We start from the raw sequence: 15,032 nt of genomic DNA on the forward strand, positions 1-15,032 counted from the left end.
ACGGAGTGGGGGGACCACTTGGCAATCATCGCGAACCGACGCAGCATGGCAATCAGGCGCAAGGCATCGTCTCGCACGGCCCAATGAAGCGCGAGGAAACACCGCCCTCACCTCAGTGATCGCGGTCGTCATCGTCGTCCTTGGCGGCCTTGCCCTTGCCCTTCTTGTCGCGGGTCAGGCTGGAAATATCCTTGGCGTCGCGCAGCACGTCGGTCATGCGGCCGAGCGAGCCGCCCTCAATGCCGATCTCCTTCATCAGATTGTCAATCATCGGCGCCTGCACCCGGTAGCGCAGTGCGGAATCGATCACCTCGTCGGTGACGTTGCGGTTGCCGCCGGCGCCGCCGTTGATGCCGTCGACATGCAGGATCTTGATGCCGTCGATCTTCTCCATCGGCTTGACGCTTTCGCGGATGATGCCTTCCATGTGGTCGAGCAGTTTGCCGCGCAGACGCCCGGCCCGCGCGCCTTCCGAAAGGATGTTCTCGGCCTCGTTGAGCTGGCGATGGCCGGCGGCGTCGACTTCGTAGCGCTGGGCGGCGGCAAGAGCGTGGATCTTCTCGGCCTCCGCCGAAGCGACGGCGGCGATCTTCTGCGCCTCGGCCAGGCTCTTCGCCGCCTTCATCTCGGCATCCGCGGCGGAGACGATGCGCAGCGCCTCGCGCTCGGCCTCGCGTTGCGCGCCGATCAGGTCGGTCAGCTTGCGGCGCTCGGCGATCTCGCGTTCGCGGGCGGTGAAGGCCTGTTCCTCGGCCTGGACGGCCTTGGCGCGAACCGCCTCCGACGCGGCGATCGCGGAAGAGCGTTCCTGCGTTTTCTTGGCGATATCGATCGCCTTCTGGATCTCGGCGATCTCGATCTTCTGGTCGCGGTCGACGCCGAGCTGCCTGATGTCACGGTCCTTTATCAGGCGGGCTTCCTCGATGCCGCGTTCGGTGGTGATGCGGGCGCGCTCGACCTCCTCGCTGGCCGAAATTTCGGCCTCCTCGAAAGCCTGGCGCTTGGCGATCTGCAGCGCTTCCAGATGACGCTCGCGTTCGATACGGACCTCGTCGACGACGCGTTCCTGCGCGATGCGCGCCGTCTCGGTCGCCTGGTTCTCGACGATCTCGGCGCGGCGCTTCTCGGCCTCGGCCTTGGTCACTTCCAGCGCTTTTTCGGCCAGCGTAATCTGGCGTTCCAGTTCGGCGACTTCGAGCAATTTCTTGCGCTCGATCTCGAGCTTGCTCTGCGCGCCCTCGCGCTCTATGCGGGCCTTTTCCAGCGACAGTTCGAGCGCGATCTGCTCGCGCTCGGTCAGCTCGCGCATCTTCATCTCGGTCTCGTCGAGCGAACGGCGGCGCGCAATCTCGCGGCGCTGCGTGTCCTCCTCGCTCTTGATGCGCTCCTCGGTGATGTTGCGCTCCTGGTTGAGCCGCGATTTCTCGACGGCTTCACGCGACGAAAGCTGCGCCTGCTCGGATTCCTGGTCGCGCAACGCACGCTCGATGGCGAGTTCAGACCGCTGCGCGGCGCGGCGGATCTCGACCTCGCGTTCCTGTTCGAGGCGGGCATATTCGGTGTCGCGGTCGATCTCCAGCACCTTGCGCTGGGTGTCGAGGTTCTGGTTGCGGATATCGACCAGCGTGCGCTGCTCGATCTCGTTGCGCATGCGCCGCCTTGTCTCGATCGATTCCGTCAGCTGCGTCAGGCCTTCGGCGTCAAAGGCGTTGGATGGATCGAAATATTCGAGGCTGGTCTGGTCGAGATCGACGATGGCGACGCTTTCCAGCTCGAGCCCGTTGGCTGCAAGCGATTCTTCGGCCAGCCTGCGCACCTTGGCGGCGTAGTCGCCACGCAGTTCATGCATCTCTTCCAGCGTCATCTGAGCGGCGACCGTGCGGAGGGCGCCAGCGAACTTGCCCTCTAGCAACTCGCGCAGGCTGTCTGGCTGCAGCGTGCGGCGGCCCAGCGTCTGCGCGGCGGCGGCGACCAGTTCGCGGCTGGCGCCGACGCGCACGAAGAATTCGGCGATCAGGTCGACGCGCATGCGGTTGCGGGTGATCAGCGCTAGCCCGTCTTCGCGCCGCACCTCGATGCGCAGCACGTTCATGTTGACCGGAGTGATGTCGTGCAGCACCGGGATGACGAAGGCGCCGCCATTCACCACCACCTTCTCGCCCATGAAGCCGGTGCGCACGAACGCCGTCTCCTTGGTCGAGCGGCGATAGAGCCACCGCAAGATGTAGACGGCGATCACCACGACGACTGCCGCAACGATCAGCCACAACAGGAAAGCGCCAAAGGTCTGGGCGTCCATGATCTATCCTCCCCAAGACAATGCGGCCGGCGCGAGGCGACCGATTTCAAACATCCACCCGCGCGGTGGCGAAGTCCAATTCTTCATGCCCGCCTCTGCAGCTTCGGCGTGATCGCGTGGAATGAAGCGACCGCCGCGTCGACGAAAGGCGTGTCGTTGATGTTGGACCGCACCCGTTCGACATGGCGCAAAGGTGTCTGGCGAACGGTCTCCTCGATCGCCTCGAACAGCGCGTTGTCGGCTTCCGGATCGTGAAAGGGCTGGCCGGGCGCGTCGAGCATCGAAACACCGCCTTCCGGCAGCAGGAAGCGCACCGGGCCGTTCATGGCGTTGAGCCGCGCGCCGATCCATTCGCCGAAGGCGCGGTTCTCGTCGCGCGTGGTACGCATCAGCGTGACGTTGGGATTGTGAATGACGAATTTGCGGCCCTTGAATTTCTCCGGCACGCTGTCGCGCGGACCGAAATTGACCATGTCGAGCGCGCCGGTCGAGCCGACATAGGGCAATCCGGTGCGGATCGCCGCACCAAAACGATCCTCGGTCGCCGGGAAGACGCCGCCGACGATCATGTCGGCCACTTCCGTGGTGGTGAGATCGAGAAAGGCCGACAGCAGGCGGGAATCGCCGAGGTTTTCCATGGCCCGCCCGCCGATGCCTGTGGCATGGAAGACGAGGCAGTCATAGTCGGCTTCAAGTCGTTTCGTGACAGCTTGCACCAGGGGTGTGGTGACGCCGAACATGGTGATGCCGACGGCCGGCCGCGCCAGCTTGCGCTTTGCCTCCCACGCCTCGGCGTTGGGCAATTGCGCGACCATGCCGGCCATGGCGTGCGCGGCATTGGAGAGCACCTGTTCGGTGATCGAGTTCAGCCCCTGCACATCGGCGACCGAATGGAACATCATGATGTCGGCGCCGCCGACATATTTGGCGACATCGCCGGCCGCCACCGTCGAGACCATCAGCTTGGGAATGCCGACCGGCAGCACCCGCATGCCTGCGGTTGCCAGCGTGGTGCCGCCGGAGCCGCCGGCCGATATGACGCCGCCGATGCCCGGTTCGCGTTCGATCCAGCGCGCGAAGGCTTCCGCCATGGCGCTGACCGAGCCGCCGCGATCATTGGTGAAGACGGCGGATGATCCTCTTGGATGCATGCCGGCGACCTGCATGGCCGGCACATCGGCGCTGGTCGGTTTTCCCGAGGTCGACAGATCGACGGTGCGTACCGGCAGGCCGAGCGACTTCAGCCGGTCGGCGACGAAGCGCAATTCCTTGCCCTTGGTGTCGAAGGTGCCGGCGACCAGCACCGTCCTGCCGATGCGCTCGGCAAAGGGGATGGCGAAGACCTTCTTCAGATCGTCCTGCGGCGCTGCCTTGTCGACCGCCGCCTGGCGCAGTTCGGTCACCGGCACGTTCCAGCGGTTGGGCAGTTCGGTGACCGGGCGATAAACGCCAATCTGTGACACCGCTTCGGTCGAACCGTTGGCGGTGCGGTCGATACGATAGACTTCCGCCAGTTGCTCCTTGGCTTGCGCGGCTTCCGCTGGCGTGACCTGCGCTTCCTCGGCATGGCGTCCGACACCGAGCAGCCGCTGCTGCAATTCGCGATCGGCGGCGAGCGCCTTGGCGTCCATCAGCCTGTTGATGCGGCCGTTGACCATGATGGCGACCTGGTTCGACACAGCGGTCGCCACGCCGATGTTCTGCTCGATCACCAGCACCGCCATCTCGCCTTCGGCGGCGAGATCGACGAGCATCCGCTCGACCTGGTCGACGATGACAGGCGCCAGGCCCTCTGTCGGCTCGTCCATGACCAGCAGTTTCGGATCGCTGAGCAGCGCGCGCGAGATCGCCAGCATCTGCTGTTCGCCACCGGACAGCTGCGAGCCGCCATTGGCACGGCGTTCGGCCAGGCGCGGAAAGGTCTGGTAGACACGCTCGACGGTCCAGCTGGCGTCACGCCGATTGCCGGCGGCGAGGCGCAGATGCTCGTCGACCGTCAGGCTCGGCCAGACGCGGCGCCCTTGCGGCACATAGCCGACGCCGAGGCGGTGGATTTCATGCGGCTCGAGGGACGTGATTTCGCGGCCGTCGACGCGGATCGAACCGGATTTCGCCCGCTTCAGGCCGACGATGGTGTTGCACAGCGTCGACTTGCCCATGCCGTTGCGGCCGACCACCGACAGCACGCCGCTTTCCAGCGTCAGCGAGACGCCCTGCAGCGCATGGCTCTCGCCATAGAAGACCTGCAGGTCTTCTATCCTGAGGATGGCCCTGGTCGGCTTGCCGGAGGAGGCTGGACGCTCAGCCATGCTTGCCCCCGAGATAGATCTCCTGCACCTCAGGATCGGCTTCGATCTCCTGCGGCGTGCCTTCCTTGAACAGGCGGCCATTGTGCATCATCGAGACATATTCGGAGACACGCAGCGCCACGTCGAGATCGTGCTCAATGATGATGTAGCCGATATGCTTCGGCAGTGCGTTGAGGATGGCGACGAGGTCGCGGCGCTCGGTCGGGGAAAGACCGGCCGCCGGTTCGTCGAACAGGATGAAACGCGGCGCGCCGGCGAGCGCCAGCGCGATCTCCAGCTGGCGCTGCTGGCCGTGGCTCAGCGTCGCCACCAGCGTGTCGCGGAGGGCTTCGAGGTGGACGGCGTTGAGGATCGATTCCGCCTGCACCATGTTGACGTCGCTCGTTCCCGGGCGCAGCAGCGAAAAGCGCCGACGCGAGACGCCGCGGCAGGCGAGGAAGATGGAATCGAGGACCGACAGGCCCTTGAACAATTGCGATATCTGATAGGTGCGGCGCAAGCCGCGCCGGATGCGCTCATGCGGCGGCAGGTCGGTGATGTCCTCGCCGAAGAAGCGGATGCGCCCCGCCGTCGGCAGGAAGTCGCCCGTAACGGCGTTGAACAGGGTGGTCTTGCCGGCGCCGTTGGAGCCGAGGACCGCGCGCCGCTCGCCGGCCGCGATCCTCATAGTGATGCCCGAGAGCGCCACCAGCGCCCCGAAATGCCGCGCCACGCCATCGAGCTCCAGCGCATAGGCGCCGGTGCTCTGGAGACGGTTTGCTGCGAAGCTTTCGGTCACTGGCGTCTGCACTCGGCGTCGGTTACGGGCAGCTCGGATTGTCGCGATTGACCGCGCCGAGCTTCATGAACTCGTCTTCGGGAATGCCGAGGGTCTGGTTGACCTGCGGCACGACCTTGACCAGCTTGTTGAGGAGATTGCCGTCGGCGCCTTCAGTGACCTCGGTCAGGAAGATGTCGGCGATGGCGTTGCGGTTCTTGTCGAGCGACACCTTGCCGGTCGGCGTGTCGAAGGACAGCTTCGACAGCGCCTCGCGCAGCTTCTTGCCGCCGTCGGAGACATCGCCGCCGACCTGGTCGAGACCAAGCAGCGTCGCCTTCATGTCGACATAGTAGCCATGGGCGAAGAGCGAGGGCGAGGGAAACGCGCCCGGTTGCTTCTTGTAGGCCTCTACGAAGGTTTTCCAGGCCGGCGCATCGTTGGTATCGGCGGTCGGGCCGGCCGAGGGCGTGCCCTTCAGCACGTCCTTCAACTTGCCTTTCGAGGTCAGCACCGTCTGGTCGACGGTGATCGAGCCGCCGATCAGCGGCGCGGTGCCGCCGCCCTGCTGGTACTGGGTCAGGAAGTTGACCGCATCGGCGCCGCCGAGCGCGACATAGATCGCATCGACATCTTCCGGAATGGCGGCGATGACCGAGGAGAAGTCCTTGTTGCCGATCGGCACCCAGGACTTCGATGGCACGTGGCCACCGGCCTTGCAGAATTCGGCCATGAAGCCGAACACCTGCGTGTAGGGGAAGGAATAGTCCTCGGCGACCGTGGCGACCTTCTTGTAGCCCTTGTCCTTGAAGGCATAAGTGCCGAGACCGGCCATCCACTGCGCACCATCAGTCGAGAAGCGGAAGAAATTCTCGGCTGGATCACGCAATGTGGTGTCCTGCGCGGCCGAGGTGCCGTTGATGAAGGTCACGTTCGGCTGCGTCTTGGCGTAGTCCTTGACGGCAATGCCTTCGTCGCCCGAGAGCGGGCCGACCAGAACCTTGACGCCGTCCTGCTCTACCAGCTTGCGCGCCGCGCGCACGGCGCTGTCGGGCGAGGCGTCGGACGAGCCCTTGACGATCTCGATCTTCTTGCCGGCAACGGTGCCGTTCATCTCCGCAATCGCGGTCATGGCGCCGCGCTCGCCGTCCTCGCCGAGCACCGTGAACGGTCCCTCGAAGGTGGCGAGCAGGCCGATCTTGATGGTGTCGTCGGCAGCCAGCGCCATCGAAGGCGCGGTCAGCCCGGTGAACACCGCCAAAGCGAGCAATGTACGTCTATGCATCCTCATGATCTTTCCTCCCGTTGATTTCATTTTGCAGTGGTTCATTCCATCCCGGTTGCTAGGGCCCGGGACGCAAGGACTCCTGGGCAAGATGTGGCTTGATCCTCCCCCACAACCCAAGAATTCCATCCGGTGAGACGAAGACGATCACCAGGAACACCAGGCCGATCAGCGTGTTGAAACGCTCCGCGCCGACGATGTCGATGGCGAAGGTCTGCATCAGGACGACGACGAGCGCGCCGAGAAACGGGCCGATCGGATGGCGCAGGCCGCCGATGACGGCGATTATCAGCACGTCGATCGCCGCGTCGACGCCGATGGTGCCCGGCGAGACGCGGCCGTTGAACCAGACCAGCAGCACGCCCGCCAGTCCGGCGATGACGCCCGCCAAAGCCCAAGCGAAGACCTTGTGCGCGGTGACGTGATAGCCAAGCGCACGCATGCGACGCGGGTTGTCGCGGATCGCCTGCAAGGTCATGCCGAAGGTCGAGCGCGAGCCGTAGAGCACCGCGGCGTAGGAGAGCACCGCGAGGCCAAGGCAGAGATAGTAGAACGGCTTCGCGTCGCGCCAGCCGATGCCCCAGAACACCGGCGCGCGGATACCGGCATAGCCGGAATGACCGTTGAAGATGGCGTAGTTCTGCTGCGCGAAATAGTAGGTCGCGGTGGCGATCGCCAGCGTGATCATGATGGTGTAGATGCCCTCGGTCCGCACCGAGATCCAGCCGATCAGCGCCGATGCCAGTGCCGCCGCCAGAACCGCGAACGGCACCGCGAGCCACCACGGCCAGCCGAGGCCGAGTATGCTGGAATTGTTGTTGCCCAGGATGGCGATGGCGTAGGCGGAGATGCCGGCGACCGTGATCTGCGCCAGGCTGACCATCCCGCCATAGCCGGCGAGCAGCATCAGCGACAGGCCCAGCATGCCGAAGATCAGCGAATAGCCGCCGATCTGCGTCAGGAAGAAATCGGATGCCACCAGCGGATAGAGCACCAGTGCGACACCAAGGATGATGTGGCCGGCGCCGAGCTTCTCCAGCCAGTTCGGCTGCGTGGCGCTGGCGGTGGCGATGGCCAGGCTCATCGCGCCTTCCCCATGATGCCTTGCGGGCGCACCGCCAGCGTCACCACCATGATGACGAAGGTCAGCACGATGCCATAGGTCGGGAAGTAGACGAGGCCGATCTGCTCGGCGAGACCGATGAGCAGCGCGCCGATGGCCGCGCCTGTGATCGAACCCATGCCGCCGACGATGACCACGACCAGCGAGGCCAGGAGGTAGCGGACGTCCTCGCCTGGCGCGACCGAAAGCGCCGAGCCACCGACGACGCCGGCAAAGCCGGCGAGGCCCGCGCCGACGGCAAAGACGATGGCGAACACCGCGTGCACGTTGACCCCGGATGCCTGCAGCATGGCGCGGTCGTCGACGCCGGCGCGGATCATCATACCGACGCGGGTCTTGTGCAGCATCAGCCAGAGCCCGACGCCGATGACGATTGCCGCGGCCAGAACGACGACGCGGTAGAGCGGATAGGTGAGGAAGACCGAGGCGCCGTTGGAGCGCACCGCGGTGATGACGGGCAAGGTCAAGGCACCGTCAAGCCATTCCGGCGTGGTGATCTGGTAAGTGCCGCCGGCCCACACCGCGAGCATCAAATCGGCGGCGACGATCGAAATGCCGATCGAGACCAGAGTCTGGCGCAGATCGTCGCCTTCGAGGCGACGGAAGACGAAGACCTGCATGACGACGCCGACGATGGCCAGCACGGCGAAACCGGCTGCCACGCCGAGCAGCCAATAGCCGGTGCGGTTGGTGACCTCATAGCCGATATAGGCGCCGAGCAGATAGAGCGAGCCATGCGCGAGATTGACGTTGCGCATCAGGCCGAAGATCAGCGTGAAGCCGCTGGCGACGAGGAAATAGAGGCCGGCCAGCGTGATGCCGTTGAGGATGGCGCTGACGAAAGCCTTCTTGGAAATCAGGATCGCGTTCAGCCAATCCGGCCAGACGGCAAAGACCAGCCACGCGATGACGGCGGCGGCAAGCAGGCCGACGAGGCCCCAGGCCTGCCGGCGCGTCATGCCACCGCTTGAGAGCGACGACGAAGTTGGCTGGTCGAGCAGGCTCATGCAGTTAGCCGCCGGCGCTGCTCGTTCATGCGCGGCGCCTTGTGGAACTTGCCATCCTTCATGATGGCGAGGATGCGGTTCTTGTCCTGCAGGATGCGCACATCCGAGATCGGGTCGCCATCGACCAGCAGGATGTCGGCGAGATAGCCTTCCTTGATCAGGCCGAGCTCGTCGCCCATGTTCATGATCTGACCGCCATATTTGGTGCCGGCCTGGATCGCTTCCATCGGCGAGAAGCCGAGCATTTCGACGAAGGTCTGTATATCCTTGGCGTTGGTGCCCTGCGGCGTCCAGGCAAAGCCGTAGTCGCCGCCGATGCAGACGCGGATGCCGCGCCGGTGCATCTTCTTCATGGTCTCGACGCACATTTCGAGTTCGCGCTCATATTCGAGCGACAGCGGCGAGCCTGGCTTGATGCCCCATTGCTCGGCATGGCGCGCGGTGTTGATCAGCCAGGCGATGCCGGGCGCGACGAAGTGCTTGTCCTTGACCGCCTCGAGCATGTCGAGCGCTTCCTCGTCGGCGAAGGAGGCGTGGTAGATGTTCTGGATGCCGTGGCGGACGCATTGCTTGACCGAGCCGGACGAGCGCGCATGCGCCGACAGCACCTTGTTGCGGCAGCGCGCCTCGGAAGCGGCCATGGCGACCTCCTCCTCCGACATCGGCGTCTCCTCGGCCCCCATGCCGGTGATACTCTCGCCCGACAGGTTCAACTTGATGGAATCGACGCCGTATTTGATCAGCTGGCGCACGGTGCGGCGGATTTCCTCCGGACCGGAGACGACGAGGCCGAGATTGAGCCCCTCATGCGGAATGTGCGACGGCGCGGAATCGCCGAGGCCGCCGACCGTGGTGATCTCCGGCCCCGCCGCGAGATAGCGCGGTCCGGGGAAACGACCCTGGTTGATGAATTTCTTGGCGACGACATCGAGGCGCGGCTTGGCGGCGGCGGCACCCCGGCCGGCGGTGAAGCCGGCGTCGAGCACCAGCTTGGCCATCTCCATAGTGACCAGCATGTGCTCCTCGACCTCCATCATCTGGATGGGATCGATGCCGGGCGCGTTGTTCCAGGACAGATGCAGATGCGCGTCGATCATGCCAGGCATCAGGGTCGCGCCCATGCCGTCGATCACCGTAGCCCCACCACCATAGGATGAAGACGAAGGCGCGCCGAAGCGCGATGAGCCCTTGGTGATCTGCTTGATGCGGTTGCCCTGCACCAGCACCTCGCCGGTGTAGGGATATTCGCCTGTCGCGTCGAGCACGCGCACATTGGTGAAGAGCATGCTGCCCGAGCCGTTTGCGTTCCAGCTATCGTCTGCCATAACAAGCCTCCCAACTTGCCGAGCGCGTAGTTCTACGCCCGATCGGAAATCCTCACCTATCAACCCGTCTCAAAAAATCGGCGAGCTTCGAGCTGCTTTCGCGCGGGCTTTCGACCGTGGCCCAGTGCCCGCACCGATCAAGCGAGGAGCATATGGCCCCCTTGATCTTGTCGGCAAGCGCCTGGCCGACGCCGGGTGGATTGACGGTGTCGGCGTCGCCGGTGACGAGCAGCGTCGGCGCCGAAATCCTTCTCGCATCGACAGCGGTTGCCTTGGCCAGCGCCTCGCAGGTGCGGGCATAGGATTCCGGATCCTGACGGGTGATCGATTCCCGCACGAAGGCGACGGCGGCCGGTGAAGCTTCCCTGGTGTGCGCCGAAATCGCATTGGCGACGATCTGGTCGGCAATGTCGGCGATGCCGCCCGAGCGCGCCAACCGGGCCCGGTTGCCGAGCCCTTGCCTGGTCGCCTCGGTCGGTTCCGCCAGGGCGCCGAACAGTGCCAGAGAGGCGACGAGTGAAGGCTGCGCTGCTGCAATCTGCTGGCAAACGATGGTGCCCATCGAATGTCCGACGAAATGCGCTGATGTGACCCCCATGCCGGCCATGGCGCGAATGACGGCCTCGCTCATGCCTTCAATGGTCAGCGGTTCGATCGGGCGCGGCGAACGGCCCGAACCCGGCAAATCGAGCCGGATGACGCGGTAGCCGGAAAGTGCCGCCATCTGCGGCTGGAACATGTTGGACGTGCCGCCGAGACCATGGACCATCACCACGGCAGTGCCTTCGCCCACGACTTCCGCAACGACGTGGCCAACCGTCACCGTCGTCATTGCACATGCTCCGCAAAGCGGTTTTCCAGCGTGCCGATGCCGTCGATCTCGATGCGCACGACGTCCCCAGCCTTGAGGTATCTCGGCGGATCGAAGCCAATGCCGACACCGACCGGCGTGCCGGTGGCGATGATGTCGCCGGGCCTCAGCGTGATGCCTTGCGACAGCGTGGCGATGATGGTCGGGATGTCGAAGATAAGCAGCGATATGCGGGAATCCTGGCGCAGGTCTTCGTTGACGAAACAACGGATGCCGGCGGTCGCCAGGTCGAGTTCGTCCCTGGTCACCGCCCATGGCCCCATCGGGCAGAATGTGTCCTGCGATTTGCCGATCAGCCACTGGCTGTACTTGCCCTGCAGGTCGCGCGCGGTGACGTCATTGACGATGGTATAGCCCCAGACGTGGTCGAGCGCGTTTTCCCTTGAGATGCCGCGCCCACCCTTGCCGATGATGACGGCCAGCTCCGCCTCGTAGTCTATGGCCGTCGAGACCGACGGATCGATCAGCACGCTGGCATGATTGGCGACGACCGATTCAGGCACCTTGGAAAAGATGATCGGATGCTTGGGGATGGCACCGGTGCCGGCGCTGGAATCGAAGCCGCTGCGGGCGAACTCATGCGCATGCTCGTGATAATTCTTGCCGACGCAGAAGATGTTGCGGCGCGGCTGCGGGATCGGCGCCTCGATCTCGACCTGCGCCAACGGGATCGGTGACAGGGTGCGCGGCACGCCGGCGCCATTGCGCTCGATCAGGGCCAGGATGCCGGATCTGGCCTGGTCGACGGAAATATCGAAAGGCGCGATTGTCTCAGCATCAAGATCGACAAGACCCACGCGACGTTCGCCGGCGATCGAAAAAGTCGCGACCCGCATTCCCATCCTCCCTGAACCAATACTGAGCCAATTCTTCGCTCTTTTGTTACACGCTATCGCCGATTGGTTTAGGCCGCAAGCGGAATCTAGACTGGTCATAGCAAAAAGGAATGCGGCTGTTGCGGCCGGCTCCGTTGGGATGCCGATGACGCGGCACGGTGGACGACAGCATCGGAAACTGCTAACGATGGTTCAATATTGGATCAGATAAAAGTTGCCAGGCATGCCAAAGCTCGTCGCCAACGATATCGCCTCGGCGCTGAAGAAACGGATCTCTTCCGGCGAATGGATCGAGAATGGCCGCATGCCGCCGGAGCGCGACCTGGCGAGCGAATTCGGCGTCGCGCGCAACACGGTGCGGCGCGCGGTGTCCTTCCTCGAGGATGACGGCACGGTGGTGCGGCATGTCGGGCGCGGAACGTTCCTGACCACCACCAATCCGGCGTCGATGGCGGCGGTTGTCGGCCGGATGGAAGGCACCAGTCCGGCCGACATGATGGAGATCCGGCAATTGCTGGAACCGGCAGCGGCGGCGTTCGCCGCCACCAATGCCAGCGCCATGGAACTCAACGCGGTGCGCGAGGCGCACAAGATCGCTTCGGAATCGCAGGACATGCCGACCTTCGAGCACTGGGACGCGGAGTTTCACCACCGCATCTTCGCGTGCTCGCGCAACGACTTCCTCAAGGAGATCCACAACCTGATGCGCATCCTGCGCAATCAGGCGCCATGGTTCGAAATGAAGAAGCGTTCCTTTTCGGAGGAACGCCGCGGCATCTATTGCAGCGAGCACCAGACCGTTCTCGATGCGCTGTTGCGCCGCGACCCCGAGAGCGCCAGCCAGGCCATGCTGGCGCATCTGCGGACCGTCGAGCGCAATCTGCTCGGACGGTAGCAACCGGAAATCGGGAGACGCAGATAGCTGCGCGGCTTTCCCGGTAAAGCCGCATAGCGTTTTCCCTTGGGAATTGCGTCGAAGAAATAGCCTTCAATAGGGAAGGCCGACATAGTTCTCGGCCAGCGCCGTCGACGCCGCCCGCGAATGGACGAGATAGTCGAGCTCGGCCTCCTGGATGCGCTGACCGAAGTCGCCGGTGTCGGGAAAACGATGCAGCATGGTCGTCATCCACCAGGAAAAGCGCACCGCCTTCCAGACCCGCGCCAGCGCCTTTTGCGAATAGGCGTCAATTCCTGCGGTTGATTTCTCGGCGTAGAAATCGCGCAGGCCGGCAAAGAGATAGCGCACGTCGCTGGCGGCGAGGTTGAGGCCCTTGGCGCCGGTCGGCGGCACGATGTGGGCGGCATCGCCGACCAGGAACAGCCGGCCAAAGCGCATTGGCTCCGCAACGAAGGAACGCAGCGGCGCGATCGACTTTTCGAAGGATGGCCCGGTGACGACGCTCGCCGCCGTCCGTTCCGGCAAACGGCGGCGCAACTCGTCCCAGAATCGGTCGTCGGACCACGCCTCGACGCGATCGCCCTCGGGGCACTGCACATAGTAGCGGCTGCGGTGCGTCGAGCGCATCGAGCACAGCGCAAACCCTCTCTCGTGATTGGCGTAGACCAGTTCATGATCGGCCGGCGGCACTTCGGCCAGCACGCCGAGCCAGCCGAACGGATAGTGCCGCTCGAAGGTTTTGAGCGCGCTTTCGGGCACCGATTTGCGGCTGATGCCATGATAACCATCGCAGCCGGCGATGAAGTCGCAGTCGATGCGATGGCTGACGCCGTCCCCGTCATAAGTGACGAAAGGTGCGGCGCCATCGAAATCGTGCAACGCGACGTCAGCGGCCTCATAGACGGTGACGAGCCCGGCCGCCTCGCGTTTGTCCATCAGATCATGCGTCACCTCGGTCTGGCCATAGACGGTGACATGCTTGCCGCCGGTGAGCGCCGACAGGTCGATGCGGTGCAAACGTCCGTCGAAAGCCAGCGAGATGCCCGAGTGCGGCAAGCCTTCGGCATGCAGTCTTGAAGCAGCACCAGCCTCTTCCAGCAGTTCGACCGTGCCCTGTTCGAGAACCCCTGCCCGCACGCGGCCAAGCACATGCTCACGGCTTGAACGTTCCAGAATGACCGTCTCAACGCCGATGCCGGCCAGAAGCTGCCCGAGCAGCAGGCCTGATGGTCCCGAGCCGACGATCATGACCTGGGTGCGCATCAGTGGCCGAGGCTTTCCACCTGGGCGGCCAGTTCGGCGGCAAGGCGCAGCGACGCCGCTGTCGCGACAGCCATCTGCGGCAACAACAGCCCCTCGAGCGTCCAAGCAGCGCCTGAGCGCTCCTGCTCATGAACGAGCGCCTGATGCATGCCGGAAAGCTGCGTGGCGTTGAAGCGGGCGAGCGCCACCAGCGCTTCGGCCTTCACCGGGTTCTGCTTGTGCGGCATGGCCGACGAGCCACCACCGCCGGAAAGCGCGATATCGGTCCCCCCTTGCGCCATCAGCGCAATATCCTGGCCGAACTTGCCGAGGCTGCCGGTCACCAGCGACAGCCAGCCGGCAAAGTCGGCGAGCGCGTCGCGCTGGCTGTGCCATTGCGGCGCGTCCGCAAGACCGAGTTTCGCGGCCAGTGCCGCGCGTACCGCCGCCCCTTCGTCGCCAAGCTTTTCCAGCGTGCCGGCAGCGCCGCCGAACTGCACCACCAGCAAGCGCCTGGACTGTTCCGACAATCGCTCCTGATGCCGCTGCAGCGGCGCCCGCCACGCCGTCACGCGATCCTGCACCTGAATGGGGATCGCCGGCTGCATGCGCGTCATGCCGGTCAGGGCCCTACCCCCAAAGCGTTCTTCGAGCGAGGTGAGCCGTATGATGGTTTCGGTCAGAAGCAGGCCGAGGTGCTCAACGACGGATTTCAGCCGCAGCGTCAGCCCGGTATCGACGACGTCCTGGCTGGTGGCGCCGAAATGCACTTTGTCGCCATGCGGTTCGCCGACCGTCATTCTGAGCTGGCGCACAAGTTCCGGAACCATGACGCCGTCCCTGGCGACGCCGGCCCGCAACAGGGACGTGTCGGGCCGGAACGAGCCCAGCGCCGCCATGATCGCGGCCGACGCATCCCTGGTGATGATCCCGTTCTCCGCCTCCACTTCGGCCAACGCGCTCTCGAACGCCAGCGCCGCCTCGATTTCTGCTTCAATGGAAAAATGCCTCGATGCCTCCTCGTCCCCGAGAAGGGCGGAGAGCAAGGGATGGTCGAAGGGCGATACGGTCATGTCCCGA

The 15,032-nt window shown here is 64.6% G+C and carries 12 protein-coding genes; 1 reads left to right on the forward strand and 11 read right to left on the reverse strand.

The annotated features are described in order from the left end of the window. Positions 1-112 precede the first annotated feature (112 nt). From X741_RS158015 to X741_RS157975, 9 genes are all read right to left on the reverse strand, one after another. A complete protein-coding gene (locus X741_RS158015) occupies positions 113-2,299 on the reverse strand; it encodes a flotillin domain-containing protein (RefSeq protein WP_023777062.1) in 2,187 nt (728 codons plus the stop codon). 83 nt (positions 2,300-2,382) lie between these two features. Further along, positions 2,383-4,608: an ABC transporter permease gene (locus X741_RS158010; RefSeq protein ID WP_023777063.1), complete on the reverse strand. Its 2,226-nt coding sequence runs from the start codon at positions 4,606-4,608 to the stop codon at positions 2,383-2,385. After that, entirely contained in the window at positions 4,601-5,386 is a 786-nt protein-coding gene (locus tag X741_RS158005; RefSeq protein WP_023777064.1) for an ABC transporter ATP-binding protein, read from the reverse strand. The genes X741_RS158010 and X741_RS158005 overlap by 8 nt, the downstream gene beginning before the upstream one ends. A gap of 22 nt (positions 5,387-5,408) precedes the next feature. Continuing rightward, positions 5,409-6,656, reverse strand: a complete 1,248-nt coding sequence (locus X741_RS158000; protein WP_023777065.1) for an ABC transporter substrate-binding protein — start codon at positions 6,654-6,656, stop codon at positions 5,409-5,411. 52 nt (positions 6,657-6,708) lie between these two features. After that, a complete protein-coding gene (locus X741_RS157995; RefSeq protein WP_023777066.1) occupies positions 6,709-7,734 on the reverse strand; it encodes a branched-chain amino acid ABC transporter permease in 1,026 nt (341 codons plus the stop codon). Continuing rightward, the gene (locus tag X741_RS157990) at positions 7,731-8,732 is read right to left on the reverse strand and encodes a branched-chain amino acid ABC transporter permease (RefSeq protein ID WP_023777067.1); all 1,002 of its coding nucleotides are present in this window, start codon (positions 8,730-8,732) and stop codon (positions 7,731-7,733) included. The genes X741_RS157995 and X741_RS157990 overlap by 4 nt, the downstream gene beginning before the upstream one ends. Positions 8,733-8,776: 44 nt before the next feature. After that, positions 8,777-10,105: an amidohydrolase family protein gene (locus X741_RS157985; RefSeq protein WP_023777068.1), complete on the reverse strand. Its 1,329-nt coding sequence runs from the start codon at positions 10,103-10,105 to the stop codon at positions 8,777-8,779. 52 nt (positions 10,106-10,157) lie between these two features. After that, positions 10,158-10,937, reverse strand: coding sequence for an alpha/beta fold hydrolase (locus X741_RS157980; RefSeq protein WP_023777069.1), 780 nt, complete (start codon positions 10,935-10,937; stop codon positions 10,158-10,160). Next, positions 10,934-11,812, reverse strand: a complete 879-nt coding sequence (locus tag X741_RS157975) for a fumarylacetoacetate hydrolase family protein (protein WP_023777070.1) — start codon at positions 11,810-11,812, stop codon at positions 10,934-10,936. Before X741_RS157975 ends, X741_RS157980 begins: the two co-directional genes overlap by 4 nt. A gap of 223 nt (positions 11,813-12,035) precedes the next feature. On the opposite strand from X741_RS157975, the gene X741_RS157970 reads away from it, so the two are divergent. After that, complete coding sequence (locus X741_RS157970) at positions 12,036-12,707, forward strand: FCD domain-containing protein (RefSeq protein ID WP_023777071.1); 672 nt, start codon at positions 12,036-12,038, stop codon at positions 12,705-12,707. 93 nt (positions 12,708-12,800) lie between these two features. On the opposite strand, the gene pobA is transcribed toward X741_RS157970, so the two are convergent. Then, positions 12,801-13,973, reverse strand: coding sequence for a 4-hydroxybenzoate 3-monooxygenase (gene pobA, locus X741_RS157965; protein ID WP_023777072.1), 1,173 nt, complete (start codon positions 13,971-13,973; stop codon positions 12,801-12,803). Next, a complete protein-coding gene (locus tag X741_RS157960) occupies positions 13,973-15,025 on the reverse strand; it encodes a 3-carboxy-cis,cis-muconate cycloisomerase (RefSeq protein ID WP_023777073.1) in 1,053 nt (350 codons plus the stop codon). Before X741_RS157960 ends, pobA begins: the two co-directional genes overlap by 1 nt. Positions 15,026-15,032 lie beyond the last annotated feature (7 nt).

It is taken from the genome of Mesorhizobium sp. LNHC221B00 (genome assembly GCF_000502935.1).
In the GTDB taxonomy this organism is placed as follows: Bacteria; Pseudomonadota; Alphaproteobacteria; order Rhizobiales; family Rhizobiaceae; genus Mesorhizobium; species Mesorhizobium opportunistum.

Excerpts from the sequence above, each read along its gene's own strand:
- X741_RS157980 (WP_023777069.1), bottom strand. The coding sequence starts at position 10,937 with ATGACGACGGTGACGGTTGGCCACGTCGTTGCGGAAGTCGTGGGCGAA.
- X741_RS157960 (WP_023777073.1), bottom strand. The coding sequence starts at position 15,025 with ATGACCGTATCGCCCTTCGACCATCCCTTGCTCTCCGCCCTTCTCGGG.
- X741_RS158015 (WP_023777062.1), bottom strand. The coding sequence starts at position 2,299 with ATGGACGCCCAGACCTTTGGCGCTTTCCTGTTGTGGCTGATCGTTGCG.
- X741_RS157985 (WP_023777068.1), bottom strand. The coding sequence starts at position 10,105 with ATGGCAGACGATAGCTGGAACGCAAACGGCTCGGGCAGCATGCTCTTC.
- X741_RS157975 (WP_023777070.1), bottom strand. The coding sequence starts at position 11,812 with ATGCGGGTCGCGACTTTTTCGATCGCCGGCGAACGTCGCGTGGGTCTT.
- X741_RS157970 (WP_023777071.1), top strand. The coding sequence starts at position 12,036 with ATGCCAAAGCTCGTCGCCAACGATATCGCCTCGGCGCTGAAGAAACGG.
- X741_RS157990 (WP_023777067.1), bottom strand. The coding sequence starts at position 8,732 with ATGACGCGCCGGCAGGCCTGGGGCCTCGTCGGCCTGCTTGCCGCCGCC.
- X741_RS158000 (WP_023777065.1), bottom strand. The coding sequence starts at position 6,656 with ATGAGGATGCATAGACGTACATTGCTCGCTTTGGCGGTGTTCACCGGG.
- pobA (WP_023777072.1), bottom strand. The coding sequence starts at position 13,973 with ATGCGCACCCAGGTCATGATCGTCGGCTCGGGACCATCAGGCCTGCTG.
- X741_RS158010 (WP_023777063.1), bottom strand. The coding sequence starts at position 4,608 with ATGGCTGAGCGTCCAGCCTCCTCCGGCAAGCCGACCAGGGCCATCCTC.
- X741_RS157995 (WP_023777066.1), bottom strand. The coding sequence starts at position 7,734 with ATGAGCCTGGCCATCGCCACCGCCAGCGCCACGCAGCCGAACTGGCTG.